Genomic DNA, 25,668 nt, shown 5'->3' on the forward strand with positions numbered 1-25,668 from the left:
ATGCCCGGCGCACCACAAAAAAGGCTTCGGCACGCAGTTGCGCGGCCTTGATCCTGAGTTCGAAATTATCCTCAGTAGCAAACACCATCAAGCGCCCGCCCTGCTGCGATAAGCGCTCCAGTAGCAGGCGTTGTTTAAATAAGGATTGCCCATCCAGATTAATGGCACTAAATAACACCGCCGGACATTCCAGCTCCAGCGCCTTCAGGCAGCTGTCGTAGTCGTGGAACTCTCGTATTTGATGGCCAAAGGCCGACAGCTGAGTAATCAGCTCCTTGCTGAGCTGTGCTGTGCCAAGTAATAACCAGATCGCATTTTGTAACCGGACCTCAACGGCCTGATTATTTTGTAAGGCTGCGCGTTGCTGTAAGGCCCCGCCCACCGCTTGCAGAAAATCCTGTAATGCATATTCCAGCGTTTGCCTGGCCTGACGTTGCTGTGCTGCCGGTTTAGCTTCTACTGTCCGGGCCAGTTGTTCGAGGATCCGCGCTTGCCCACCCAGGTTATGAAAGCCAAAGATGCCGCAGGCCCCTGCCAGCTTATGCGCCTCATAAATCAACTGTTGTAAATCATTGTCCGCCAGCTCATCACTGTTAACCAAAGCCCGCATTGCCGCAGCCCGCGCTGGCAGTGCCTGCTCAAACCGCTGTCGGACCTGAGCAAAGGCGGTACTTAAATCGGCTTTATGTTTTGAAATATCCGTCATCAATCATCACTTATCGGCATTCACTGCCGGTAACGTAAAATAAAACAAGGTGCCCAGCCCGGCGGCAGACTGAAATCCGATCTCGCCACCCATTTGTTCAATCAAGGCCTTGCAGATGGCCAGCCCCAGGCCTGTACCACCTTTTTGTCGGCGTTGCTCGGAGTCAGCCTGAGCAAAACGTTCAAAAATCCTCGCCTGAAACGCTTCCGGGATGCCGAGTCCATTGTCTTCGACTTCAATCCGAATGTGCTCCGCCAGCGGCTTAGCACGCAGTTGCACCCGACTGTTGGGTTTGGAAAACTTAATCGCATTTGATAATAAATTGGCCAGCGTTTGTTGTAAACGCAGGCTGTCGGCCCACAGCTGCAGACCAGATTCAACCGGCGTGACCTCTAATTGCACCTGATATTGTGCGGCGAAAGGCTCCAACTCATGCACCGCCTGAGCTAGCTGTGCCTGTACCTGCAACGGTTGGCGTAAAAACGGCATTTTGCCGGCAACCAGTTTTTCCATATCCAGCAAATCGTTAATCAGATGCGCCAGACGCTCACTATTTTGCTGTGCCGCCACTAGCAACTTTTGTGACGCGGCAGGCAAAACACCAAGCTGGCCGGAATTGACCAAACTCAGCGCGCCTTTAATCACCGTTAATGGCGTGCGTAACTCATGGCTGACAGTGGCAATAAACTCATCCTTTAGCTGCTGTAACTGCACCCGCTCGGTTATATCCTGCACTGAACCGACCATAATGCGCTCCGGATTATCGGCATCCGTTACGATACGTGCTCGTTCATGCACCCAGCGGATACTGCCATCCGGCCGGATAATCCGGTGACTGACATCATGAATACCACTGATTAAGGCTTGTTGTTCACTCAAGGCTACCTTTTGCCGATCATCCGGATGCAGAGTACTTTTAAACAGCGCCACACTGGGGGTAGTATTGGCTTCATCAAAACCAAAGATTTGAAAAATGGCAGGCGACCACCACAGTTCACCGGTTTTCAATGAAGCCTGCCAGAAGCCGATCAGAGCCAACTCACTGGCGGTATCCAACCGCTCGCGGGCCAGTTGCAACTGCTGATTGGCCTGCTGCAGCGCCAGAAAACTCTGTTTAAAGGCGCTGATATCCTGAATATAGCCATGCCAGAGTACACTGCCATCCGGCATCGCTTCCGGTGTCGCATTACCCGCCATCCAGGCTACTTTCCCATTGAGATCTTTGACCCGGTATTCATGGCGCCATTCCAGCAGTTGCTGCCTGGAATGTTCAATGCTGGTCGCCAGACCGGGTAGATCCTCTTCATGGATCGCCGCAAAAACCGGCGTCGCATCGGTTTTTACCTGTTCTGGTGTTACGCCGTAGATCCGCTTAATGGCGGCGCTGGCATAGGGAAAAGCGGCGCGGCCATCCGGCCATTGCTGATACTGATACACCACCCCTGGTAGGTGTGCGGTCAGATTCAATAACTGCTGTTTCAACTGCTTCTCAGCATTAATATCCAGAATAAAACCATCCAGATAGCGCACCTGTCCGGCGTCGTCATATTCTGCCTGACCACGTTCCTCAACCCAGCGCAGACTACCATCACGGTGTTGCACCCGGTATTGCAGGGTCCAGCTTTGTCGCTGTGCTACCGCCTCGGCGACTGCCTGCTCCAGCTGCTCACGATCTGGCGTATAAATAACACTGGCGTAACTGCGCACCTTGTTTTGAATAAAGTCACTGGCCGGATAACCTGATAACGGATCGATACTGCCGCTGATATAGAGCATGGTCCAGTTCGCGTCCGCTTTACAGCGGTAAGTAATACCTGGGATATTATTAACCAGCGCCTGGTATTGATCCCGGCTGGCTTTGAGTTCCAGCTCTGCTTGCTCCTGCAAGCGATCGATAATCTCCTGCTCTACGGCATCGGCAAAGTCACGCAGGACCTGCCGCTGTTGCAGCGTGAGTTGCCGCGGCCCAGGATCAATTACACAGAGGGTACCAATACGTTGCTGATTGATGGTAAGCGGCGCACCGGCATAGAAACGGATAAAAGGTGCTGCCGTCACCAGCGGATTATCGGCAAAACGCGGGTCGAGCCGGGCATCGCTGATTTCAAAAATGCGGTCCGTTAAAATTGCATGGCCACAAAAGGAGATATCTCTTGGCGTTTCGCAAGCAGCCAGGCCTTGCTTGGACTTAAACCATTGCCGATGCTCATCTACCAGAGAGATCAATACGATCGGACAATCCAGACATTGCTGAACCAGGCGGGTTAAACGGTCAAAGCGGGGCTCAGCCGCCGTATCTAATAGCTTTAACGCCTGTAAAGCCTGCAAACGTTGCGCTTCGTTAGCTGGCGTTATCGGTGCTTGCATAGTGTCGGCTCTAACTGTCTGCTGCCGGCCTGCTCAGATACTGCTGTAACTGCTGGCCAAGCGTAAGGGGATCAAAGGGCTTTTCCAGCACCGCTATGGCGCCGGCATTCAGATACTGTTGCTTTTCGGCGTCCTGCAACCTGGCAGTCATAAACACCGCTGGCACGGCAGCCAAACCGGGCAAACGTCGTAACGCCGCCAGGGTTTGCAAGCCATCCATCTGCGGCATCATCACATCGAGCAGCATCAGATCGGGTTGAAACGCCTGTGCCAGACTAAGCGCCATAGCACCTGAGTCACAGCTACATAACTGAAAACCGCTAAGCTGCACCAAAGCGATTTCGGTCACCGCCCGGATATCCTCATCGTCCTCAACGTGTAAAATGCGCATCCTCTGTTCCCGTAATAAGCTGCGATTGCAGTGAGTTAGCACTCAGCATCTGATAGTTCATCTAACAAGTAAAGTAGATGTTGATACTCGACGCCACTGTGCCGGCTTAAGCCAATTTCACAGGTGCGGCTGCTGGATACCCCCCGTGAGCACTTACTTACCTGCCGCGCTAAATCAGACAATGCTGACGCATTAAGCTCCGGTAAGAAAAAGCCCTTGTCACCGGCAAAACCACAGCAGCTGATGCCCTCGGGGATCACCAGCTGTGCAGTGCAGGCGGCGGCCAGTTCAGTCAGCTTGCGGCCCTGCCCCAACTGCTGCGCGCTGCAACTGATATGCAGCGCCAGTGGCGCGGCCTGTTTATTCAGCTTTAGCTTAGGCAGAACCTTGTCATAGATAAAGTCAATACTATCAAACAGCTGTAATCTCGGATCTAAGGCTTCGCGTAAAGTTAAGCTGCAGGGGCTGCTATCGCAAAACACTGCAATCCGGCCCTGCTCACTGTGCTGCATTAACCACTGATGCAATTGTTGCTGCATTTGTTTCGCAGCAGCAAATTGCCCCTTGGACTGAAACGGCATGCCACAGCATTGCTGCGCCAGTTTTGGCGGCTGAAATAATTGATAACCGGCTTTTTGTAGTAAGTTGGCACTTACCTCAGCCAGACTGCGCGGGTCCTGACTATGCTGCTGTGGCCCCAGTACCCGGCCACTGCAGCTGCCAAAGTATAATACCGGTATTAAGCCTGAGCCCTGCTCCGGCTGATCCGGCAACTGAAAGGCGCGGGCCGCAGTAGGCATTGCCTGATGCCAAATTGGCATGGCCGCGCCAAACACGCGGGCGCCAAGCTGGCCGATGTTAAGCGCGGCGCGCCCTAGGCTGCTAATAACACTAAACTTACTGGCAGCAAAGTTGGCCAGCCCATGAAAACGCTGATTAGCACGGCCACGCAGTTGCCGCGTCAGATCGCCGGTATTAATGCCCACCGGACAGGCCGTGCTGCACAGGCCACAGGCGGCACAGGTATCGGTGCCGGCATACTGATAAGCTTGCTGCAATGCAGTTAAGCGCGCGCTATCCTCGCCACTTTGCTGCAGTTGAGAGATTTCACGCTGTGCTACTATGCGTTGGCGCGGCGTTAACGTTAGCTTACGCGAGGGACAAACCGGCTCACAAAAGCCACATTCAATACATTTATCGACCAAAGGATCCGCCGCCGGCAGCGCTTTCAGATGCTTTAGATGCAGCTGACTATCGCGGCTTAGCACCACCTCAGGGTTAAGGATATGCTGCGGATCCAATAGCTGCTTAATCCGCCACATCAGCTGGTATGCCTCAGTACCCCACTCCAGCTCCACAAAGGGTGCCATATTACGGCCGGTGCCATGCTCAGCCTTTAAAGCGCCACCAAATTCTACTGCCACCAGCTGCGCCACCTCACGCATAAAATCGGCATAACGCTGGATCTCGGCGGCGCTGTTAAAACTCTGGGTAAACACAAAATGCAGATTGCCCTCCAGCGCATGCCCGAAAATAATGGCCTCGTGATAGCCAAAACAGTCAAACAGCTGCTGTAAAGCTAATACCCCCTCGGCCAGCCGTGGTAGTGGGAAGGTAACATCTTCAATGATCACCGTGGTGCCGGTTTCACGTACCGCGCCGACCGCCGGAAAAGTGCCTTTGCGGATCGCCCACAGTTGCTCACAGACTGCCGGCTCGCGGGTAAAATCCACTTTTTGTTCCAGCTCAAAGGCCGCCAGTTGCTGCTGTATTTGTGCCAACTGGCGTTCCAGCTGCGGCACTGTGGCGGCGCGACTCTCAATTAACAGCGCCGCAGCCCCCTCTGACAAGGTCGCCACCCAGGCCGGCAAGCCGGCTTTATGTTGCACCGAGCGTAAACTACGCCGGTCCAGCAGCTCAACAGCCGCCACCGGCGTGTCTTTTAGCAAGGTTACCGCCTGACAGCAGCTGGCAATATCCGGGAACACATAGAGTGCGCTGGCTTTATGCGGATGTTCCGGCACCGTCTGGTAGGTAACACTGCTAATAAAGCCGAGGCAGCCTTCTGATCCCACCATTAAGTGGCTTAAGATATCGATAGGATCGCTAAACTCCGTCAGAGCATTTAGCGAAAAGCCCATGGTATTTTTTAAGCGGTATTTATGGCGGATCTTGGCCAGCAGTTCGGGATTGTTACACGTTTGCTGAGCCAGGGCGCTAAGCTCGGCTAACAGTGGCGCATGGGACTGCCGAAAGGCCGCGACACTTGCTGCATCTTCCGTATCCAACACCGTGCCGTCAGCGAGCACCAAACGCATACCGTGCAGGGTATTAAAGCTGTTTTGCGCGGTACCACAGCACATGCCGCTGGCATTATTGGCGACGATGCCGCCAATTTTGCAGCTGTTAATCGATGCCGGATCCGGGCCAATCTTGCGGCCATAAGACGCCAGCCATTGATTCGCCTGCGCGCCTATCACCCCGGGAGCAAGCCGGATCCGTTCACCGAGCTCAAAAATCTGATATTGCTGCCAGTTTTCGCCCAGCACCAACAGCACCGAATCCGTCACTGCCTGACCGGATAAACTGGTGCCCGCCGCGCGAAAGGTTAGTGGTACCTGATACTGACCTGCCAGCTTTAATAAAGCGATTACTTCCTGTTCGCTTTCAACCCTGAGTACCAACTTCGGCGTTAACCGATAAAAACTGGCGTCAGTGCCAAAGGCCAGCGTGCTGAGCGGATCATCGAAATAGCGCTCAGCAGGAATAAGCTGTTGTACGGCGTGCAGAAACTGCGGCTGCATATCAACCTCAAAGTATGGCGGCTGGTAAGCAGCAAAGATCGCGCTGCTGCCAACGGTTACAGGCTTGGCAGCAGCTTAATCGGTTCGGCGGCAATTAGCAAAACTGCGGCAGCTCACCTAAAACAAAAAATCTGTCGCCAGAAAATGCGAGGCGCGCTGCTGGATAATCTGTTTTACAAAGCCGACATCCGGATCCTGATACTTGGTCGCGACCAGTGTTGGCGTGGAAAACTGCCGCAGCGCGTCCACGACCGATAAGGTGCCCTCGGCGGAGTCTTTGCGGCCGTTAAACGGAAAGCTATCCGGCCCGCGCTGACACTGAGCGTTAATATTGATCCGGCCGACCTGATTGGCAAAAATATCGACCAGCTCACCGACCTGTCGCGGATCCTGCCCAAAGATACTCAGCTGCTGGCCAAAGTTGGAGTTCACCACGTAGTCAATCACCTCGTCGATGCTGTCAAAAGGCACCACTGGCACCAGCGGACCGAACTGCTCTTCCTGATAGAGCCGCATCTTGGCGTTCACCGGATACAGCACCGCCGGCTTAAATAAGGAGCCGGCACTGGCACCACCCTGGGCATTTTGTACCTGGGCGCCGTTGGCGATTGCATCTTCGAGTAAGGCGCTAAGAAAAGCCGTTTTACCGGGTTCTGGCAACGGTGTGATCTGTACACCCGCTTGCCAGGGCATGCCCAACTGCAACTGATCTACCGCCTGGCTTAGCGCTTTGACAAAAGCCGCCGCCAAGGGCCGTTCGACAAACAGAATTTTTAGTGCGGTACAGCGCTGACCGTTAAACGACAAGGCGCCGGCGACGACTTCAGCGACAGTGCGCTTTAAGTCGGCATCCGCGAGAATAATGCCGGGATTTTTCGCATCTAACCCCAGTACAGCGCGCAGCCGGTGCGGCTTAGGGTGCATCCGTTTTAAATCGCTGGCGCCTTTGTTAGTGCCGATAAAGGCAAACAGATCGATCTTGCCGCTTTCCATCAGCACCCCGACGGTTTCCCGGCCGCGACCATAAATAATATTAATCACCCCGGGTGGAAAGCTTTGCGCAAAGGCGCGTAGCAACGGCTGGATCAGCAGCACACCATATTTCGCCGGTTTAAAGATCACGGTATTGCCCATAATCAGTGCCGGGATCAACGTAGTAAAGGTTTCATTGAGCGGGTAGTTAAAGGGCCCCATACACAGCGCCACCCCAACCGGGACACGGCGGATCTTACCCAGTGCGCCCTGTTCGATAATAAAATGGCTGGCGTCCCGATCCTGCTGCTTCAGGGCAGCGATGGTATCGCGGATATAATCGCAGGTGCGGTCAAACTCTTTGGCCGCATCCGGATAATTCTTACCAATTTCCCACATCAGCAACCGGATCACCTCCGCGCGTTGCTGCTGCATCAGGCCTAAAAAAGTTTCAACATGCCGGATCCGTTCCAGCACCGGCATGCTCGGCCAGGCGCCACGCCCCAGATCATAGGCCTTAACGGCGCCATCCAATGCCTGCAGTGCCGCCTCGGCATCCAGCAGCGGCGTATAACCCAGTAATACCGGTGTCAGGGTATCGCCATGGCGCAGCTGTACCGGGCTGATTACCGGGCTCAGCTCACCTGGCCAGCTAACCAGCTCACCATTTAACAGATAGTCGCGTTGCTCCAGTAGCCGCTGCTGGGCAAACTCTGCCGGGATCTCCGCCGCTTGCGGAAACAGTGTCGTTATACTCATACCTTACTCCCATTCAATTAAAGTTTGCCTGGTTGTAGGAGTACTGTCTGATCGATCAGATCTTATTATTAGCGGGCGGGTTTGCCCGCCCGGATGTTATTGTTATTGAAATTGCGATGGCCGGTTCTTGGCCCAAAAGCCATTAAAATGCTCTTTGCCGACAATGGCGCCGGTATGTTCAACCACGAAGCCCGCCAGCCGCGCCGCAAATTTTACTGCCTGCGCCGGCGCAATACCGCCCAGCCGGGCCGCCAGATAACCGCCGTTAAAGGAATCTCCGGCCGCTGTGGTATCCACCACTTTTTTTACCGGATGTGCCAGGGCGCTGAAATCCTGCCCCTGATAACGACCACTGATGCCGTCCTTACCGTTTTTTACCACGATCTCTTCCACGCCAAGGGCGGAAAGCTGCGCCACCACCTGTTCGGTGCAGGTGGCAGCAAATAACACCTTATGATCATCCAGCCCCGGCAGGGCCACATCAGCCAGCGCATAGGCACGCAAAAATGCTGCCTTTGCCGCTTCGGCTGTTGACCACAGCGCCGGTCGGTAGTTAGGGTCAAAGATGATCCGACTGCCGCTGGCTTTTAATTCTGCCACCAGCGCAAACAGCGCTTCGCGGTCGCTGTCATTCAAAATGGCCAGCGTGATGCCGGAGAAGAAAAACATCTCAGCGCCCGTCAGCTCGGCGAGGCGTTGCTGACTGCTGGCCAGTTGCAGTACCTGTTTCGCTGCCGACGTATCGCGCCAGTACACAAAGCTGCGCTCACCAAAGGCATCGGTATTAATCATATACAGGCCGGGGCGTGCGGTTTTGCTGCGTAATATCAGCTGGGTATCAATTTTTTCGCGCTCCACCGCCCGCACCAGCTTGTCGCTGATCAGATCGGTACCGACCGCGGTAAAAAACTGCACCTCTACAGGTTGCTCAGCACAGCGTTTCAGATAAACAGCGGTATTAAACACATCGCCGGCAAAGGCCTGGTGATAGACATTTTCCACCAGCTGAAACAGCTCCACCATGCACTCGCCCATAATGACAATACGTTTGCTCATGGTCTTTCTCCTATGCCGCCTGTTTTAATTGCCGGGCCAGGCTACAGGCTTGGTGTGACAATGCCGTGATCTGTGCCCAGTCGCCACTGGCAATGGCGCTGGCCGGCGAGATCCAGGAGCCACCGACCACAAACACATTTGGCAACGCCAGATATTCAGCCAGATTTTGCTGGCAGATGCCGCCGGTCGGACAGAACCGGACCTGCTGAAAAATACTGCTCAGTGCCTTTAACATGGCGCTGCCACCGGATAAATTGGCCGGAAAAAATTTCAGTTCACGAATGCCCATTTCCAGTGCCAGCGCAATTTCTGAAGGGGTCGATACCCCCGGCGCCAACGCCAGCCCGGTATCCAGCATGGCCTGTAACAGTTTGGGCGTACTGGCCGGGCTCACCAGAAACTGCGAACCGGCGTCTTTTGCTGCCTGGGCATCCGCCGCCGATAAAATGGTACCGGCGCCCACCAAGAGCTCAGGTAAGGCGCTGCGAATAGCACTGATACAATCCAACGCTTTGGGTGTACGCAGTACCACCTCAACCGAACCGATACCGCCCTGCTGCATCGCCTTAGCAATAGCTACTGCAGTGCTTGGTACCTCAGCCTGAATAATGGGTAATAAGGCTGGGCCTTGTAAAACGTGAGATAACGCCGACATTAGACTACTCCGCGCGCCACTGGCTGTTCGGATACCAGGGTCGTCAGTTGTTGATAGGCCGCAGTCACGGCCTGGAAAAAGGGATCTTGTTTTGGCAGCTCATGGCCAAAAACGGCCTCGATGCTGAGGAACTGCGCTACATCATGCGCGGCGTTTCCGCTACAGACTGAGGCTGCCGCAGTCAGGCTGCTGGCTAAGGGGTCAACCAGCGGCTGACCTTCTGCCAGCCGGCGGCGGATAAATAAGAACCAGGCTGCCAGACAAAAGCTCAGTTTGCTGATGCTGCGCCCGGCCGCCAGGTTATCGCGGATCACCGGCAGAATACGCATCGGCATTTTTTGCGATCCATCCCAGGCAATTTGCGCCAGCAGATGGCGGATTGCCGGGTTTTCAAAGCGGGCAAAGATCGCCTGACTATATTGCTGAATATCCAGCTCAGCCGGTGCGGTAAAAGATGGCATAATTTCCTGCTGTACCATCTGCTGCAGTAAATTCAGCAACGTTTTATCCTGCATGGCGTCATACACGGTTTCATACCCCAGCAGATAACCGATATAGGCCAGCGTCGAGTGCGGGGCATTTAATAACCGTAACTTGGCTTTTTCAAAGGCGCTGACATCGGCGGCATAGATCACCCCGGCTTGCTGCCAGGCTGGCCGCTCTGCCGGTAAAATATCTTCAATCACCCACTGCACAAAGGCTTCGCGTTTAATCGGCCAATTATCATTTACGCCCAGTACCCCCGCGACCTGAGCGCGTAGCGCAGCGTCGGTTGCCGGCGTAATACTGTCGACCATGGTACAGGGGCTGATCAGTTGCTGCTCCAGCCAGTTGGCCAGGGCCGGCGCCTTTTGCGCCGCAAAGCAAATCAGCGCCCTGCGCAGCTTATGACCGTTATCGGTCAGGTTATCGCAACTGAGTACGCAAAACGGCGCCACATTCTTGGCATAGCGGGCTGCTAAGGCGGCAACCAGCAAGCCGATAGCGGTGACCGCCGGTTGCCCGCCGCTCAGATCCTGCTGAATTTGCGGATGCTGTAAATCCAGTTCGCCCTGCGCATTCAGGCAATAGCCTTTTTCGGTAATCGTCAGGGTGACATAACGGGTCGCCGCATCGCTGAGTCGTGCCAGTACACTCTGATACTGCTCACTGGCAATCAGCACTTCCTGCACACTGCCAATCACCTGATAGCGGGTGTCGCTATCCAGTACCGCCAGCGTATAGAGCCCATCCTGCGGAGTCAGCGCCTGACTGACATCCGGCGAGCGCATCGAGACGGCACTGATCGCCCAGTCACCACCGTGCTGCAGTGCCAGATCAGTGTAATAGGCCTGATGGCCGCGGAAAAACGCGCCGGGCCCCAGATGCACTATGCCGATACCGGGTTGCTGTGGTGCCAGCCGGTAGGCGGGCAGTGGCAGTTTGCCGGCCAAACTGGCAAGGGTGTTATTGCTTAATAATGTCATAGTTTGCCTGCTGTTCGCGTTAAGCCTGATGACGGTATGCCGGCAAGTGCCTGCCACCGTCACCCTGAGTTAGGCGGTGCTATTACTTCAGCTGATAAGCCTGTTTCACCAGGCCATAAGTCAGCTGGTAGGCCAACTCGGCGGCTTCTGCTTCGGTCAGGCGGTGCTCGGCCACTAAACCAGCCAGGAAGCGACAGTCAATACGCCGCGCCACATCATGCCGGGCCGGGATCGAGAAGAAAGCCCGGGTATCGTCATTAAAACCGACAGTGTTATAGAAACCAGCCGTTTCGGTAACCTGATGCCGGAAGCGCAGCATGCCCTCCGGGCTATCATGGAACCACCAGGCCGGGCCCAGCTTTAACGCCGGATAATGGCCAGCCAATGGCGCCAGCTCGCGGGCATAGGTGGTTTCATCCAGCGTAAACAGAATGATATTTAAGCTGGCTTCGTTGCCATATTTTTGCAGCAGCGGCTTCAGGTTGCTGACAAACTCAGTCGGGCTTGGAATATCAGCGCCTTTATCAGGCCCAAAACGCTCAAAGATCACCTGATTATGGTTGCGGTGCGCGCCGGGATGAATTTGCATCGTCATGCCATCTTCCAGGCTCATGCCGGCCATCTCGGTTAGCATCTGGCCACGGAATAACTCGGTTTCTGCAGGCGTTGCAGTACCGGCCAGACAACGCTGGAACAAGGCTGCGGCCTCGTTTGGCGCTAAATCAGCGGTAATAGCCGACGGATGACCATGGTCGGTTGCCGTCGCGCCATGTTCACGGAAAAATGCCCGTCTTTTTCGCAGTGCTGCCAGATAACCCGGCCAGCTTTGCGTATCTTCGCCGGTCAATTCCCCCAGTTTGGCGACGTTAGCGGCAAAATCCGCGCGATCCGCATCGACCACATCGTCTGGCCGGAAGGTGGTAATCACTTTATGCTCATAGCCGGTGCCTTTTAGTTTGGCATGGTGGCGCAGGTCATTCAGTGCCCCTTCGGTGGTAGCAATCAGCTCGATATTAAAGCGATCCAGTAAGGCGCGCGGCTTAAACTCCGGTTTTAGCAGCTGGGCATTGATACTGTCGTAATAGTGATCAGCGGTCTCTTCGCTCAGCGCGACCTCAAGGCCAAACACATCGTGAAACACGCTATCCAGCCAGATCCGCGATGGCGTGCCGCGAAACAGATAATAGTGCTTGGCAAAAATACGGAAGATTTTACGGTAATCCGTTTCTACCGCCACGCCGTCCTTACGCCGGATCCCCAACTCTTCCAGTTTGATCCCCTGGCTATACAGCATGCGGAACACATAGTGATCCGGCAGCAGCAGCAAGGTCGTGGCGTTATCAAAGTTGGCATCGTCGGCAAACCAACGCGGATCAGTATGACCATGCGGGCTGACAATAGGCAGATCCTTGATTTGCTGATACAGCCGGCGGGCAATATCGCGTACCAGCGGATCGGATGGGAATAAGCGGTCCGGATGTAAGGTTAAAGGCGTGGTCTGAGCCATAATTAAGATCCTGTAAGCATACTGACTGCGGCCTGGCCGCAGCATAGGTTAAAGCGTGACACCGTTCTTCCAGATAGCGATTTCACGGTTGTCAGAAATTTCGTTGCGGGTGCGCTCGCCCGAGGCCACCGCCAGCAAATAACGGAAAAATTGCCCGGTAAACTGCTGCGCATCCTGCCCGACCTGCAACAACTGGCCGGCGTCATAGTCAATCCATTGCGGCTTGCGTGCCGCCAGATTGGAATTCGATGCAATCTTAACGGTGGGTGCCGGGAAGCCCAGCGGTGTGCCACGACCGGTAGTAAACAGCAGTAAGGTAGCACCGGCTGCTGTTAACGCCGTTGAGGACACGGCATCATTCCCCGGCCCTTCCAGCAAGGTCAGACCAGCAGCATGCGCTTGTTCGCCGTAGCGGATAATTTGCTGCACCACGGCAGAGCCGCCTTTTTGAATGGCACCCAGCGACTTTTCTTCCAGCGTGGTCAGGCCGCCGTCTTTATTGCCCGGGCTCGGGTTTTCATACACCGGTTGCTGGTTGTCGATAAAGTACTGCTTAAAGTCATTAACCAGAGTGACCAGATCGGCAAATACCTGCTGATTGGCGGCACGGGCCATAAACACCTGCTCGGCGCCAAACATTTCCGGCGTTTCAGTCAGCACCACCTTGCCACCGGCCGCGGCCAGCAAATCGGCGGTACGTCCTACCAGGGCGTTAGCTGTCAGGCCGCTAAAACCATCTGAACCACCGCATTTCATGCCCAGCACCAGATCGGATAACGGACAGGCTGAGCGCTGGTCGTTGGCCATCAGCTGTAATAATTCCCCCACTGCAGCCAGGCCCTGCTCCACTTCATCTTCAACCTGCTGGGCATTAAAGGCGCGGATACGGCTGCTATCAACATCGGGGCAGGCTTGCAGCAGCTTAGCTAACTGATTGTTCTCGCAGCCAAGTCCCAGGATCAGCACCGCACCGGCGTTTGGATGTTGGATCAGGCCGGCCAGTAACTGGCGGGTATGATCAAGATCATCGCCCAGTTGCGAGCAACCAAAAGGGTGGGTAAAGGCATGAATACCATCGATATTTTTAAGTGCCAACAAATCGGCATAGTGCTGACGCGCCTGCTCGGCGACCCGCATTGCCGCGCGGTTGACACAGCCCACCGTATTGATAATCCACAGCTCATTGCGGGTACCCACCTTGCCGTTGCTGCGCCGGTAACCCTGAAAACTTTGTGGCAAGTCAGCCGGAAAACTCAGCGCCGGCGCCTGACAGCCGGCATAGCTGTATTCAATGGTGCCACTTAGCGCGGTCGCCAGATTATGCGAGTGCACATGCTCACCGGCGGCAATCGGCTGGGTGGCACGGCCAATCGCAAAACCGTATTTCAGCACCGGCTCACCGGCCGCAATTGCCGTCAGTGCCAGCTTATGCCCGGCCGGTACTGCGGTTTGTGCGCTAAGATGCGAAAACGGCGCTGGTAACGGCTCTCCCGCCTGCAGCGCTTGCAGCGCCACCAGCACATTATCGCGCTGGTGCACCTGCAATACCGCCAGCTGGGCTGCACTGCTTTGTTCCGGTAAACGGATACTGCATCCGGCTTGCTGCTCTGTTGTCATCTGTTGTTACCTGTGTTGCGCCAACCTTGTCTAGCGGTGGCAATAAAAACAAAAAATTAAATGCTAATCGCCCGGCCGTTCAGGCTGACGTCTAACTGATCAATGCCAGCAATATTTTCCAGCACGCCCAGCGCCGCCGTGTTGTTAAACTGCACATGATGCAGGGTAACGCCGCTGATTGGCGCCCGTTCGAAGCCACGCAGCTCAAAAGCCCGCTGCGCCTTTTGCACCGTCAGATTACTGATATGTAAATTCTTAACCTGTGGCATAAAGTTGCCGGCATCGCCCTCTTCGTAGAAGAAGTTAATCACAATAGCGTCGCGCACTTCACCAATCTCGATATCCCGGATATAGACATTTTCAATCAGGCCACCACGGACCGAGTTGGTTTTGATCCGGATACCACGCGCCAGATTAGGGCTGCTCATCCGGCAGCGGCGGGCAAAGATATTACGGGCACCACCAGAGATTTCACTGCCCATCACCACACCACCATGACCCGCACGCATAATACAATCCTGGATCACCACGTTTTGTACCGGTGTTGCCAGGCGACGGCCGTCATTGTTGCGACCGGACTTCAGCGCGATACAGTCATCGCCGGTATCAAACAGGCAGTTTTCAATCAGGACTCTGTTGCAGGACTCCGGGTTACAGCCATCCGAGTTCGGGCCATAGCTGATGCAATTAACATTACGCACTATCACATCTTCCGATAACACCGGATTAATTAACCAGAACGGCGAATTACGGATGGTCACCCCTTCAATCAATACCCGCTTACAGCCATAGGGTTGAATAAAAGGGGGTCGTAAAAAGTTTTCGTTAAACACCCGCTCACTGACCGGTACGCCGCTTTCGGCCATCTCAAACAGCGGTGAGCGGGTTTTCACTTGATCAACACTGGCATCATAATCCCAGTTGCGACGCTCCCACTGACCTTTCCACGGCCACCAGGCGTCTACCGCACCATTGCCCTCAAGGATGCCATTACCCGTCAGCGCAATATTTTCCTGCTGATAGGCATAGATCAGCGGTGAATAACCCATTAACTCAACGCCTTCCCAGCGGGTCATCACATAAGGCAGGTAATGCTCGCGATCGGTATAGAACGACAGCACAGTGTCATCAGCCAGATGTAAATTGACGTTCGATTTCAGATGAATCGCACCGGTTTCAAAACGGCCGCCCGGGATCAGTACCCGGCCACCGCCGGCAGCAGCACAGGCAGCAATAGCCGCAGCAATGGCGGCCGTATTATCAAAGCCGGCTTTGGCTGCAGCGCCAAAATCAGTAATTGAGAAGCTGCGATCCGGAAACGTAACCGGCTTGATGGCAGCAATAATCTGATCGGCCTGCTGCCACTGCCGCAAGTCGTCGGCGTCTTTGGCACTAACAGGCAGTGCAGTAACGCTCTGGCAACCACTGACGCTTAACAGACCAAGACTGGCCGAGGCGGCGGTAAAAAGTTTCAGGCTGTTACGTTTCTTCAGATCTGTCATCTTGTATCCTTTGTTGTTGGCAACAGGGAACAATGCCTACTGCGTACGTCGAGGCTATCGCTCGACGATTACCGGGGTCTGGTTGTTATAATAACCAATTTGCCACCGGTGGCAAGCATTTCACTAAAAAAATTGCCACCGTTGGCAACTTTTTTAGTGCAGCTTAAAAAAGCCGTTTAACCAGGTGCCGTTGCATGACGTGACAAGGCTGTCTCAGTTGCGGCAGCAGAGCCTTGGCAAGGGCCGGTTGACTCACGCACCACCAGGGTTGGTGCCACCTTGGCTGCCACATTTAATGCCGCTTTATGGTTTTGTTCGATCGACATAATCATCTTCGTCGTCGCCAACAGCGCCATTTGTCGCACCGGGCGGCGAATGGTTGTCAGCGCCGGAGTCACCCGCGACGCCAGCATGTTGTCATCGAAACCGGCAACCGACAGCTCATCCGGTACCTTGATGCCAAGGCTATACGCCACCTTTAATACGCCGGCTGCCATCTGGTCATTATTGGCGAAGATCGCGGTCGGGCGCTCGTCGCGCTGCAATAACTGTCGGGCACATTCGATACCGGTTTCAAAGCTGTTATTGCCCTCCAGGATCATCTGCGGTGGGATCTTTACCCCATAGGCTGATAAGCCAAGCTGAAATCCTTCCATCCGCTCAGTCGAGGATTTATAACGCTGCGGACCACTGATAAAGGCAATCTTCTCATGGCCCAGCTGCGCAAAGTAGCGCGCCATTTCGGCCGCAGCCGCGCGGTCATCCGATACCACGATATGCTCCTGACTATCCAGTGCCACTGAGCTAAGCCGGACATAGGGGCTGCCAGACTCTTTTAAGGCGCTGGCCAGGGTTTCCGACTCTGATACCGGCGGCAATACGATCACCCCGTCCAGCTTGGAGCGGCGCATAAAACGCAGACAATCATTGACCAGGGTTTCACTCTGATAACGGCAGGGATGCACGACCAGCTCATAGCCAAGCGTCGAACACACCTCCAGCACGCCGCGCTGTACATCATCCAGATACAGGGCGTCCGGGTTATCATAAATTAGCCCCAGCAGATAGGAGCGGCTGGACGCCAGACCACGTGCCTGGGCGTTGGGGGCATACTTCAGCTCGTTAATCACCTTCTCAACTTTTAAGCGGGTACTCTCCCCCACGCTCAGTGAGCCATTGATCACTCTTGAGACGGTGCGTTTCGACACACCGGCAATCCGGGCGACATCATTGATGGTTGACTGTTTCTGCATAAGGTTACTCATTTCGCATTCCGGATTATTTCTGATTGGCAGCCAGTTGTGGCCGGTATACGGTTAATCCAATATCGATAGCCGTTTTCTTCACTTTCGCCGCAACCTCAGTGATATTTTGTCGCGGGAACATGCTGGCCGGCGCCGTTACCGACACCGCTGCGACGACTATACCGCGCTCATCGCGGATCGGGGCCGCTAAACAGCGCACATCCGGATGATACTCTAAATCATCCGTTGCATAACCCCGGCCTAATATGCGTTGCAATTCTACCCTAAGTTCAGGGCAACTCACGATACTTTGTGGTGTTTGGGCGCGAAACAGACCCTGAGCCGCCAATTCAGGCAGCGCATCAAAATGTAAAAACGCCAGAAACAGCTTACCTGCTGCCGAGCAATTAAAATACGCCAGCGTACCCGGCCTTGCCGCCAGCCGCAGTGGGTTTGGGCAATCACAGACCTCAGTGATCAGTGCCCCCTCGGCATGCGGCAGCACCAATTGCACACTCATCCCGGTGGCCAGTGTCAGGCGCTGTAAAAAGGGCAAGGCTTCACGGCTCAGTTTAGAAGTACTCACCAGCTGGCAGCTCATCTTAAACAGCGCCGCGCCTACCAGATAGCGCTTACCGTGTTTTTCCAGCAAGTGCTGCTGACATAGCGTCTGCAAAATGCGAAAGGTGGTCGTGCGTGGCACCGCCAGCCGTTGCTCCAGCTCAGTTAAGCTTAAACCTTGCTCCGATTCGGCTACCAGGGCCAAGACCCGGCAGGCATTAGCCAGATTAGGGATCACATAACTACCCATCGCAATGCTCCTTCGTTTTTTTACAACCCAAGCAGGGCCGGTAAAAACTCGCTGATTGCCGGAATGTAGGTTACCAGCATCAGTACCACAAACATCGCCAGATATAGCGGCAACATCGGCCGGATAATTTCTTCAATCCGGGTTTTGGCAATGGCACAGCTGACAAAGAGTACGCTACCAACTGGTGGCGATACCAGACCAATCGACAGATTCAACACCATCATAATGCCAAAGTGCAGCGGGCTCATACCCAGCTCAACCGCCACCGGTAAGAAGATTGGCGTAAAAATCAACACCGCTGGCGTCATATCCATAAACGCGCCAACGATCAGCAAAATCAAATTAATCATCAGCAAAATCAGTAAAGGATTCTCGCTGATAGTGAGCATTGCCGCACTGATAGTCTGCGGGATCTGTTCATAGGACAGGATCCATGACATCGCTGAAGACGTCGCGATTAATGCCAATACAATGGCCGTCGTCTCAGCGGACTTCATTAAAATCCCCGATAATTCGCTGACTTTCACTTCACGATAAATACCCACTGCCAATACCAGTGAGTAAATGACGGCGATAGCGCCCGCTTCCGTTGCGGTAAAAATGCCGCCGATAATGCCGCCAATCACCAGAAAAATCATGAATAAACTGGGTAATGCGGCAGCGACCTTCGGCAACACCAGCTTTAACGGCAAACGAGCACCAACGGGATATCCTTTTAACTTCGCATAGCCGGCACATACCAGCATCAGCGACACGCCGAGCAAAATGCCGGGTAAATAGCCGGCCACAAAGAGCGCGGCAATCGATACCCCGCCACTGGCAATGGCATAGACAATCAGAATATTGCTCGGTGGAATTAACATGCCGGTGGTTGCCGCAGAGGCGGTTACAGCGGCACTGAAGTTAACGTCATAACCCTGCTTTTTCATCTCTGGCAGCATAAAGCTGCCGATCGCCGAAGTGGCGGCTACCGCCGAGCCGGAGATGGCACCAAAGAACATACAGGACACCACATTAACCAGTGCCAGGCCGCCCGGCAACATGCCGATCAGTGCCATGGCGCATTCAATCAGCCGCTTGGCAATGCCGCCGCGCCCCATAATCAAACCGGACAAAATAAAAAACGGGATCGCCAGTAACGCAAAGCTGTTAATCCCACCGGCCATTCGCTGCGCCATCGTCGTGACCGCCGGCATAAAGTCGATACTGATCAACATGGTGGCCAGCGTTGCCAACCCGATACAGAACGAAATAGGGACATTGAGCAGTAGCAGTGAGAAAAAGACCAGCAACAGAACCAGAATTGAGATTTCCATTAGTGCAGCCCCTCGACTTGTGGCATTGGCTGTCGCAGCGCCAGATGATACAGCTGGCAACAGCCATAAAACGCGATAAGTAAGCCTGATAGCGGGATCACGCTGTAGATATAGGCCATCTTAATTCCCAGTGCTGCTGACATCTGATTTAACTCAAAGGTCAGCGCCATCAGATTACCGCCACCCACCACCATCACCGCCAGCGCAAATAGCACTACGGCACTGGTCAGCAACATATTCAACCGCCGCTGTAACTCAGCGTCAAAGCGCCGGGTAACAATATCCAGCCCCAGATGTACGCCGGTACGATAGGCCAGTGCTGCGCCAATCATGCCAATCCAAATCAGCAAGCAACGCGACAATTCTTCGGTGACCGAGCTTGGGCTTTGCAGCAGATAACGCGATACCACCTGCCAGCTTACTACCAGTACAATGCTGAGCATCAGCAGCGCCAGAAACCACTTCAGCACCGTATCAACCCAGAACAATAATTTAGTCATCCTTTACCTCCGGGCTAACCTCACGCATGGCCGCAATTTGCTGAAGCAAGGGGCCGATACGGGTTTGCAGCATTTGCTGATAGAAGGGCGCAACCGCCTGACGGAAGGGAGCTTTATCCGGGTAAATAACCGTCACCCCTGCGGCTTTAACGGCATTAAGTGCGTCTTCCGAGGCTTGCTGCCAGGCAGCACGCTGATAGACAATTGAATCATTAGCGGCCTGCTGCACCCATTGCCGCTGCTCTGGCGTCAGATCCTGCCAGACATGCAGGCTCATAATCAGCACATCCGGTACCGCGGTGTGTTCATCCAGCGAGAAGTATTTACTCAGCTCATAGTGGCGGGATAAATAGAAACTGGGCGGGTTATTCTCGGCGCCGTCCACCACCCCCTGTTGGATGGCAGTGTAAAGCTCACCCCAGTCAATCGGGGTAGCGGCGCCGCCCAGTGCTTCCACCATCCGCACTGCGGTTTGACTGTTAAGCACCCGGAATTTTTTGCCGCGTAAATCGGCCGGGCTATCGATACGGGTATTACTGGAATAAAAACTGCGGCTGCCGGCATCGTAATAACCCAGGCCATACAGACGGGCAACCTGGATCTCCTGCAGCAAGCCCTGACCGACCTCGCTTTCCAATACCCGCCAGAAATGCGCGTTATCGTCAAAAATATAGGGCACACTGAACACCTGCATCGCCGGCACAAAGCCTTCCAGCGGGCTGGCCGACACCTTGGTCATCGCCAGACTGCCGATCTGCAGCAACTCAACCAGCTCCCGCTCGTTACCGAGCTGACCACCACTGTAGATCTCAATCCGCATACTGCCGCCGGAGTATTCTGCCAGCCGCTCGCCCATCAGTGCCATGGCTTTATGCACCACATGCTCCTGATCCAGCGTATGCGCCAGCCTCAGCACCTTAACCTCCTGCTCTGGCTGACAGGCGCTTAGCAGCAAACTGGCCGCTGCCGCCAGCAACCAGCGCATCCGGCTTTGCTGTGTTCGTTTCTTCATACTGTTACCCTGTTAATCATATGTTGGCTACTGTGGTAGCCGGTCGGCCGGTCTGTGCCGGCCTGACGTTGGCTGCTGCCGTTAGCGCATGGCGCTGGCTGGAAACTTATCCATATCGTGATAATCCAGATTTTCACCGGCCATACCCCAGATAAAGGCATAGTTGCAGGTACCACAGCCGCTGTGAATCGACCAGGCTGGCGACACCACCGCCTGCTCATTAGCGACCCAAATATGCCGGGTTTGCTGCGGCTGGCCCATAAAGTGGCAAACACCCTGCTCCGGTGCTAAATCAAAGTAAAAGTAGGCTTCCATCCGGCGGTCATGCTGGTGTGCCGGCATGGTATTCCAGACACTGCCGGGTTTTAATACCGTCAGACCCATTTGCAGCTGACAGGTCTCTACCACATCATTAATCATTAACTGGTGGATCGCGCGTTCATTCGATGTCGCCTGGGCCCCCATTTGCAGCACAGTACACTTATCCATGGTCAAATGCTTAGTCGGATAGCTGTGATGTGCCGGCGCCGAATTCAGATAAAACCTGGCCGGGGTAACGGCGTTGTCGCTATAAAAACTAACCTGCCGTGCGCCCATACCAACATAAAGTGCTTCTTTGTTTTGCAGCGGATAACGCTGGCCATCAACTTCAACCACGCCACTGCCACCGACGTTAATAATGCCCAGCTCGCGGCGCTGTAAAAAATACTCGGCTTTTAACGCTGCTACCGTCTCAAGTTGTACCGGACCGGCCACCGGCACCGCACTACCGACAATTACCCGCTCGTAATGGGTATAGCAAAGTACCAGCTGGTCAGGCTGCATCAGATTATCGACCAGAAAATGCTGCCGTAGCTGCTCGGTATCGTAACGCTTTACATCATCCGGGTGGGTTGGATAACGGCTTTCAAAAATTACGCTCATCATTAGTCCTCTGTTTAATGGGTTGCTGCGCTCTGGCTGTCTCGTGATTTAGCGCTTTAGCGCGCCAGCCAGCCGCCATCGACGGCCAGCACATGGCCATTCACATAATCGCTGGCCGCGCTCGCCAAAAATACGGCGGCACCGGCTAAATCTTCCGGCTCACCCCAGCGTCCGGCCGGGATCCGCCCCAAAATAGCGGCATTGCGCTGTGCATCGGCCTGTAAAGCGGCGGTGTTATCGGTGCGAAAATAGCCCGGGGCTATCGCATTAACCTGAATATTATGCTGCGCCCACTCATTGGCCAGCGCTTTGGTGACTCCGGCAATCGCATGTTTACTGGCAGTATAGGCCGGTACCGTGATGCCACCACTGTAGGAAAGCATCGAGGCGATATTAATAATCTTACCGCTCTGGCGTTTGATCATCTCGGCGCCGAGCAATTGCGACAATAAGAAGGCCGCATCCAGATTGACTGCGATCACCTTATGCCACTCGCTCATCGGAAACTCATGTGCCGGAGCCCGGAAAATGGTGCCACCACAGTTCACCAGGATCTGCACCGGCCCTGCTGCCAGCGCAGCGGCAGCCAGATCCCGGACGGCCTGTTCGTTACTCAGATCCGCCACCAACTCCTGTGCCTGGCCGCCACTGGCCAGAATGGCATCAACCGTTGCTGCTGCGCCACCGCTGTTGGAACAGGCGCACAGCACTTTGGCCCCCGCTGCAGCCAGCGCCTTAGCAATCGCCAGGCCTAACCCCCGGCTGGCACCGGTGACCAGCGCCGTTTGGCCGCTCAGGGTAAATAAGTTTGTCATCTGTCACTCCTATTTTGTCGGTTTGTCGCTGCGACATCCGCGGTGCTATCGTCAGGAATAATGTTCAAATATGGAACAACCTGAATTTTCAAAAACCTGACAAATATAATAAATTCATTAAGTTAAACTGCACTTCTACGAAAAAATCCTGTCGAAAACTGATTTAATTTGCATCATTAATTGACAGGATTTACTGCTTGGTGTTAGCTTTTTGCCATCGGTGGCATAAAATTGCAAGCTTTTTTTGCCACCGGTAGACAAGACAACTATGCTTTAACAGTCGCCGAATTATCAACAGGGGAGCAATATACTCACCATGACGCTACAGGCAGCTTAGACCGCAGCCTGCGCCAGGATAAAGGGTATAGGTTCCTGACAAAGACGAGAATAGCCAGTTAAGCTGGCAACAGATAAACACTCAGGACAAGGTGAACAAGATGGTAAACAGCAGAACACCCTTTCGCCCCAGTAAAGTCTGCCGGGCATTAACCCTGGCCGGTCTGGCAACCTTATTCAGTGCTCAGGCGCTGGCACAGCAAACTGAACAGGCTGAACAGACCGAACAGCAAAAAGCGGAAGAACAAATTGAAGTGATTTCCGTTGTCGGTAGCTTCCGTGGCAGTCTGGCCAATGCCCTAAACCAGAAGCGCTTTGAAACCGGTGCCACTGACACCATCAAGGCAGAAGATATCGCTGATTTCCCGGATCTGAACCTGGCCGAATCGCTGCAGCGTATTCCGGGGGTAGCCATTAGCCGGGTAGCCGGTGAAGGCCGCCAGATCTCAGTACGTGGTCTGGGCCCGGATTTTACCCGGGTTCGGATCAACGGTATGGAAGCACAATCCACCAGTGGTGGTACTGACCAGATTGGCGGCGCTAACCGCGGCCGTGGCTTCGACTTTAATACCTTCTCCTCAGACTTGTTTAACGAACTGACGGTACGCAAAACGGCATCGGCCAATATTGAAGAAGGCTCATTGGGTGCGACTGTCGATATGCGTACTGCCCGCCCCTTCGATTATGATGGCATGACCTTTGCGGCCAATCTTCAGGCCGGCTATAACGATAAGTCAGAAGAAGTGGATCCGAAAGGCTCCTTCCTGTTTAGCAATATTAACGACGATGGCACCTTTGGCTATCTGATTTCAGCGGCCTTCTCCGAGCGTAATATTCTGGATGAAGGCGCTTCTACCGTGCGCTGGAACAACGTCAATGACTTTGGCACTTACCGTGGTGATGCCAATGCACCTGAGCTGCAGGCCATCAATAATGCCTTCCGGCCACGTCTGCCACGTTACGATTCTTATGTCCATAATGTGAAACGTACCGGTATTGCTACCGCACTGGAATACCGTCCAAGCCTCGAAACCCGCTTTAATCTGGATGTGCTGTACTCCAAAGACGATTCAACCCGTCAGGAAGCCTTTATGCAAGGCATTCTGAATGCCGGTGCTAACCGGGCCGCCCTGACCAACCCGGCCAGCGGCATTACCGGCGGTATGAACGTACTGGATTACGAAATCGACGGTACCAATACTGTCACCTACGCCTCTTTTGAAAACGCGCTGATCCGCAACGAACTGCGTTATGACGAACTGTCGACCGAGTTCCTGCAAATCACGCTCAGTGGCCAACATCAGTTAACCGATAACCTGAAAATTGACGGTATGATCGGTCGCGCTACCTCTGAGTTCGATAACCCGATCCAAACCACAGTGGTAATGGAAAAGGCCGGCCAGACCTTCAGTTACGATTACCGTGGCGGCAAGCGGCAGAATCCTGAACTGCTATTCGGTGCCGGCGTATTCGACCCGAACGGCTGGACTACTAACAGCGTGCGTTTACGGCCACTGGGCGCAGAAAATACCTTTGATAGTGCTGCTTTTAACGTTGAGTATGTGCTGAACGATATCCTGACCTTACGCAGTGGTTTGCACTATAAAAAGTTTGAATTCGAAACCCACGAAGCACGCCGGCAAAGTGAAAACGCCGCTGGCGTGGTGATGAGCCCGGATCTGATCCGCCAGTATGGCGCGGCTGTGGGTCCTTACGGCAGCTGGCTGGTGCCGGATTTAGCGGCTATTGATGCCCGCTACAATATCTACAGCAATACCGGTGCCTTTACCGTGAGCCGTGATTTCCGCCGCGTCGATAACTACTCTGCTGAAGAGAAAACGCTGGGTGCCTATGTACAACTGGCCTTTGATACCGAACTGGGTGATACCGGCTTCCGCGGTGATATTGGTGGCCGCTTTGTAAAAACCGATCAGTCTTCCACTGCCTGGGCGACTCTGGGTGGAACTGAGCAGCTGATTACCGCCAAGCATGACTATAACGAGTTCCTGCCGTCATTGAACCTGGTGTTTGAACCCATGGATGATGTGATTATCCGCTTTGGTTATGCCGAAGTGATGGCCCGGGCTGGTCTCGGTAGCATCCGACCTAACGTCTCAGTATCCGTATCGGGTGGCGCCCGTTCCATAAGCGGCGGTAACCCAACGCTGGAGCCGACCAAAGCCAAAACCTATGACTTAGGTTTAGAGCTGTACTTTGATAATGAGTCCTTATTAGGCGTGGCCGTATTCCGCAAGGATATCGACAGCTATGTACAAGGTCTGCGCGAGACCAAGCTGTTTACCGAAACCGGTTTACCGATCCAGGCCGCCATTGACGCCTGTAATGCCGGTCCCGGCTATGGCGAGGCCACAGGTTGTACTGAGAACGTAGAGTGGCAAACCAATACGCCATTAAATGGCCCGGGCGGTAATCTGTATGGCTTTGAAGTGCAGTACCAGATGCCGTTTAGCTTCCTGCCGGAGTTCTGGAACCGTTTCGGCTTTATCGGTAACTATACCTATGTTAAAGCCCAGATGGACTACATTAACAATACCGGCGTCGTGCTGGCCACCCGTGACCTGCAGGGGTTATCCGAGAATACCCGTAGTGCCACCTTGTACTACGAGGACGAAAAATTCTCCGCCCGGGTGTCACTGGCAGACCGTGCGCGTTACCTGACCAACGCCATCGGCCGCGATAACAATGATATGGAAGGCACCAATGCCACCCGTAACATTGATGCTGCCATGTCGTATCAGTTAAACGATAACTGGAAGCTGACGTTTGAAGCACTGAACCTGACCAATGAAGTGGACGATCAGTGGGTTGATTCCAGCGGCAACCGTTTAACTTACTACCATGCTACCGGCCGGCAGTACTACCTGGGTGCGCAATATAAGTTTTAAGC

19 protein-coding genes are annotated in these 25,668 nt (G+C 54.3%); 1 reads left to right on the forward strand and 18 read right to left on the reverse strand.

Features of this window, described 5'->3' with window-relative positions; genetic code table 11:
- The 18 genes from A9165_RS11945 to A9165_RS12030 form a co-directional block, all read right to left on the reverse strand.
- Window positions 1-706: Hpt domain-containing protein (locus tag A9165_RS11945; protein WP_141686160.1), on the reverse strand; the 706-nt coding region annotated here is incomplete at its 3' end.
- Window positions 707-712: 6 nt separating this feature from the next.
- On the reverse strand, window positions 713-3,073 hold the full coding sequence (locus A9165_RS11950; RefSeq protein WP_065956044.1) for a PAS domain-containing protein: 2,361 nt from the start codon (window positions 3,071-3,073) through the stop codon (window positions 713-715).
- Window positions 3,074-3,083: 10 nt separating this feature from the next.
- Window positions 3,084-3,464 carry a response regulator gene (locus A9165_RS11955; protein ID WP_008949921.1) on the reverse strand — a complete coding sequence of 127 codons (381 nt, stop codon included), beginning with the start codon at window positions 3,462-3,464 and terminating at the stop codon, window positions 3,084-3,086.
- Between the two features lie 35 nt (window positions 3,465-3,499).
- On the reverse strand, window positions 3,500-6,268 hold the full coding sequence (locus A9165_RS11960) for an FAD-binding and (Fe-S)-binding domain-containing protein (protein WP_008949922.1): 2,769 nt from the start codon (window positions 6,266-6,268) through the stop codon (window positions 3,500-3,502).
- A 117-nt stretch (window positions 6,269-6,385) separates the two neighbouring features.
- On the reverse strand, window positions 6,386-7,999 hold the full coding sequence (locus A9165_RS11965; protein WP_065956045.1) for an NADP-dependent glyceraldehyde-3-phosphate dehydrogenase: 1,614 nt from the start codon (window positions 7,997-7,999) through the stop codon (window positions 6,386-6,388).
- A gap of 102 nt (window positions 8,000-8,101) precedes the next feature.
- Entirely contained in the window at window positions 8,102-9,055 is a 954-nt protein-coding gene (locus A9165_RS11970; protein WP_065956046.1) for a sugar kinase, read from the reverse strand.
- Between the two features lie 10 nt (window positions 9,056-9,065).
- Window positions 9,066-9,710, reverse strand: a complete 645-nt coding sequence (gene eda / locus A9165_RS11975) for a bifunctional 4-hydroxy-2-oxoglutarate aldolase/2-dehydro-3-deoxy-phosphogluconate aldolase (protein ID WP_065956047.1) — start codon at window positions 9,708-9,710, stop codon at window positions 9,066-9,068.
- Entirely contained in the window at window positions 9,710-11,176 is a 1,467-nt protein-coding gene (locus A9165_RS11980; RefSeq protein ID WP_065956048.1) for a mannitol dehydrogenase family protein, read from the reverse strand. Before A9165_RS11980 ends, eda begins: the two co-directional genes overlap by 1 nt.
- Before the next feature lie 82 nt (window positions 11,177-11,258).
- Window positions 11,259-12,683: a glucuronate isomerase gene (gene uxaC, locus A9165_RS11985; RefSeq protein ID WP_065956068.1), complete on the reverse strand. Its 1,425-nt coding sequence runs from the start codon at window positions 12,681-12,683 to the stop codon at window positions 11,259-11,261.
- Between the two features lie 48 nt (window positions 12,684-12,731).
- Entirely contained in the window at window positions 12,732-14,300 is a 1,569-nt protein-coding gene (locus A9165_RS11990; RefSeq protein WP_065956049.1) for a UxaA family hydrolase, read from the reverse strand.
- A 56-nt stretch (window positions 14,301-14,356) separates the two neighbouring features.
- On the reverse strand, window positions 14,357-15,802 hold the full coding sequence (locus tag A9165_RS11995) for a glycoside hydrolase family 28 protein (protein WP_065956050.1): 1,446 nt from the start codon (window positions 15,800-15,802) through the stop codon (window positions 14,357-14,359).
- A 176-nt stretch (window positions 15,803-15,978) separates the two neighbouring features.
- A complete protein-coding gene (locus tag A9165_RS12000; protein WP_065956051.1) occupies window positions 15,979-17,067 on the reverse strand; it encodes a LacI family DNA-binding transcriptional regulator in 1,089 nt (362 codons plus the stop codon).
- Between the two features lie 13 nt (window positions 17,068-17,080).
- The gene (locus A9165_RS12005; protein WP_065956052.1) at window positions 17,081-17,857 is read right to left on the reverse strand and encodes an IclR family transcriptional regulator; all 777 of its coding nucleotides are present in this window, start codon (window positions 17,855-17,857) and stop codon (window positions 17,081-17,083) included.
- A gap of 20 nt (window positions 17,858-17,877) precedes the next feature.
- Entirely contained in the window at window positions 17,878-19,173 is a 1,296-nt protein-coding gene (locus tag A9165_RS12010; protein WP_065956053.1) for a TRAP transporter large permease, read from the reverse strand.
- Window positions 19,173-19,673 carry a TRAP transporter small permease gene (locus A9165_RS12015; protein WP_008608820.1) on the reverse strand — a complete coding sequence of 167 codons (501 nt, stop codon included), beginning with the start codon at window positions 19,671-19,673 and terminating at the stop codon, window positions 19,173-19,175. Before A9165_RS12015 ends, A9165_RS12010 begins: the two co-directional genes overlap by 1 nt.
- Entirely contained in the window at window positions 19,666-20,685 is a 1,020-nt protein-coding gene (locus A9165_RS12020; protein WP_065956054.1) for a TRAP transporter substrate-binding protein, read from the reverse strand. The genes A9165_RS12015 and A9165_RS12020 overlap by 8 nt, the downstream gene beginning before the upstream one ends.
- Before the next feature lie 81 nt (window positions 20,686-20,766).
- Window positions 20,767-21,609 carry a 5-dehydro-4-deoxy-D-glucuronate isomerase gene (kduI, locus tag A9165_RS12025; protein ID WP_065956055.1) on the reverse strand — a complete coding sequence of 281 codons (843 nt, stop codon included), beginning with the start codon at window positions 21,607-21,609 and terminating at the stop codon, window positions 20,767-20,769.
- A gap of 56 nt (window positions 21,610-21,665) precedes the next feature.
- Window positions 21,666-22,424, reverse strand: coding sequence for an SDR family oxidoreductase (locus A9165_RS12030; RefSeq protein ID WP_065956056.1), 759 nt, complete (start codon window positions 22,422-22,424; stop codon window positions 21,666-21,668).
- A 437-nt stretch (window positions 22,425-22,861) separates the two neighbouring features.
- Between A9165_RS12030 and A9165_RS12035 the strand changes: the two genes are divergently transcribed.
- On the forward strand, window positions 22,862-25,666 hold the full coding sequence (locus A9165_RS12035) for a TonB-dependent receptor (RefSeq protein WP_065956057.1): 2,805 nt from the start codon (window positions 22,862-22,864) through the stop codon (window positions 25,664-25,666).
- Window positions 25,667-25,668: the final 2 nt, after the last annotated feature.

The organism is Alishewanella sp. HH-ZS, assembly GCF_001704375.1.
In the GTDB taxonomy this organism is placed as follows: domain Bacteria; phylum Pseudomonadota; class Gammaproteobacteria; order Enterobacterales; family Alteromonadaceae; genus Alishewanella; species Alishewanella aestuarii.

Coding starts and splice junctions, on each gene's coding strand:
- A9165_RS11950 (WP_065956044.1), bottom strand. CDS start 3,073: ATGCAAGCACCGATAACGCCAGCTAACGAAGCGCAACGTTTGCAGGCT.
- A9165_RS11955 (WP_008949921.1), bottom strand. CDS start 3,464: ATGCGCATTTTACACGTTGAGGACGATGAGGATATCCGGGCGGTGACC.
- A9165_RS11960 (WP_008949922.1), bottom strand. CDS start 6,268: ATGCAGCCGCAGTTTCTGCACGCCGTACAACAGCTTATTCCTGCTGAG.
- A9165_RS11965 (WP_065956045.1), bottom strand. CDS start 7,999: ATGAGTATAACGACACTGTTTCCGCAAGCGGCGGAGATCCCGGCAGAG.
- A9165_RS11970 (WP_065956046.1), bottom strand. CDS start 9,055: ATGAGCAAACGTATTGTCATTATGGGCGAGTGCATGGTGGAGCTGTTT.
- eda (WP_065956047.1), bottom strand. CDS start 9,710: ATGTCGGCGTTATCTCACGTTTTACAAGGCCCAGCCTTATTACCCATT.
- A9165_RS11980 (WP_065956048.1), bottom strand. CDS start 11,176: ATGACATTATTAAGCAATAACACCCTTGCCAGTTTGGCCGGCAAACTG.
- uxaC (WP_065956068.1), bottom strand. CDS start 12,683: ATGGCTCAGACCACGCCTTTAACCTTACATCCGGACCGCTTATTCCCA.
- A9165_RS11990 (WP_065956049.1), bottom strand. CDS start 14,300: ATGACAACAGAGCAGCAAGCCGGATGCAGTATCCGTTTACCGGAACAA.
- A9165_RS11995 (WP_065956050.1), bottom strand. CDS start 15,802: ATGACAGATCTGAAGAAACGTAACAGCCTGAAACTTTTTACCGCCGCC.
- A9165_RS12000 (WP_065956051.1), bottom strand. CDS start 17,067: ATGAGTAACCTTATGCAGAAACAGTCAACCATCAATGATGTCGCCCGG.
- A9165_RS12005 (WP_065956052.1), bottom strand. CDS start 17,857: ATGGGTAGTTATGTGATCCCTAATCTGGCTAATGCCTGCCGGGTCTTG.
- A9165_RS12010 (WP_065956053.1), bottom strand. CDS start 19,173: ATGGAAATCTCAATTCTGGTTCTGTTGCTGGTCTTTTTCTCACTGCTA.
- A9165_RS12015 (WP_008608820.1), bottom strand. CDS start 19,673: ATGACTAAATTATTGTTCTGGGTTGATACGGTGCTGAAGTGGTTTCTG.
- A9165_RS12020 (WP_065956054.1), bottom strand. CDS start 20,685: ATGAAGAAACGAACACAGCAAAGCCGGATGCGCTGGTTGCTGGCGGCA.
- kduI (WP_065956055.1), bottom strand. CDS start 21,609: ATGAGCGTAATTTTTGAAAGCCGTTATCCAACCCACCCGGATGATGTA.
- A9165_RS12030 (WP_065956056.1), bottom strand. CDS start 22,424: ATGACAAACTTATTTACCCTGAGCGGCCAAACGGCGCTGGTCACCGGT.
- A9165_RS12035 (WP_065956057.1), top strand. CDS start 22,862: ATGGTAAACAGCAGAACACCCTTTCGCCCCAGTAAAGTCTGCCGGGCA.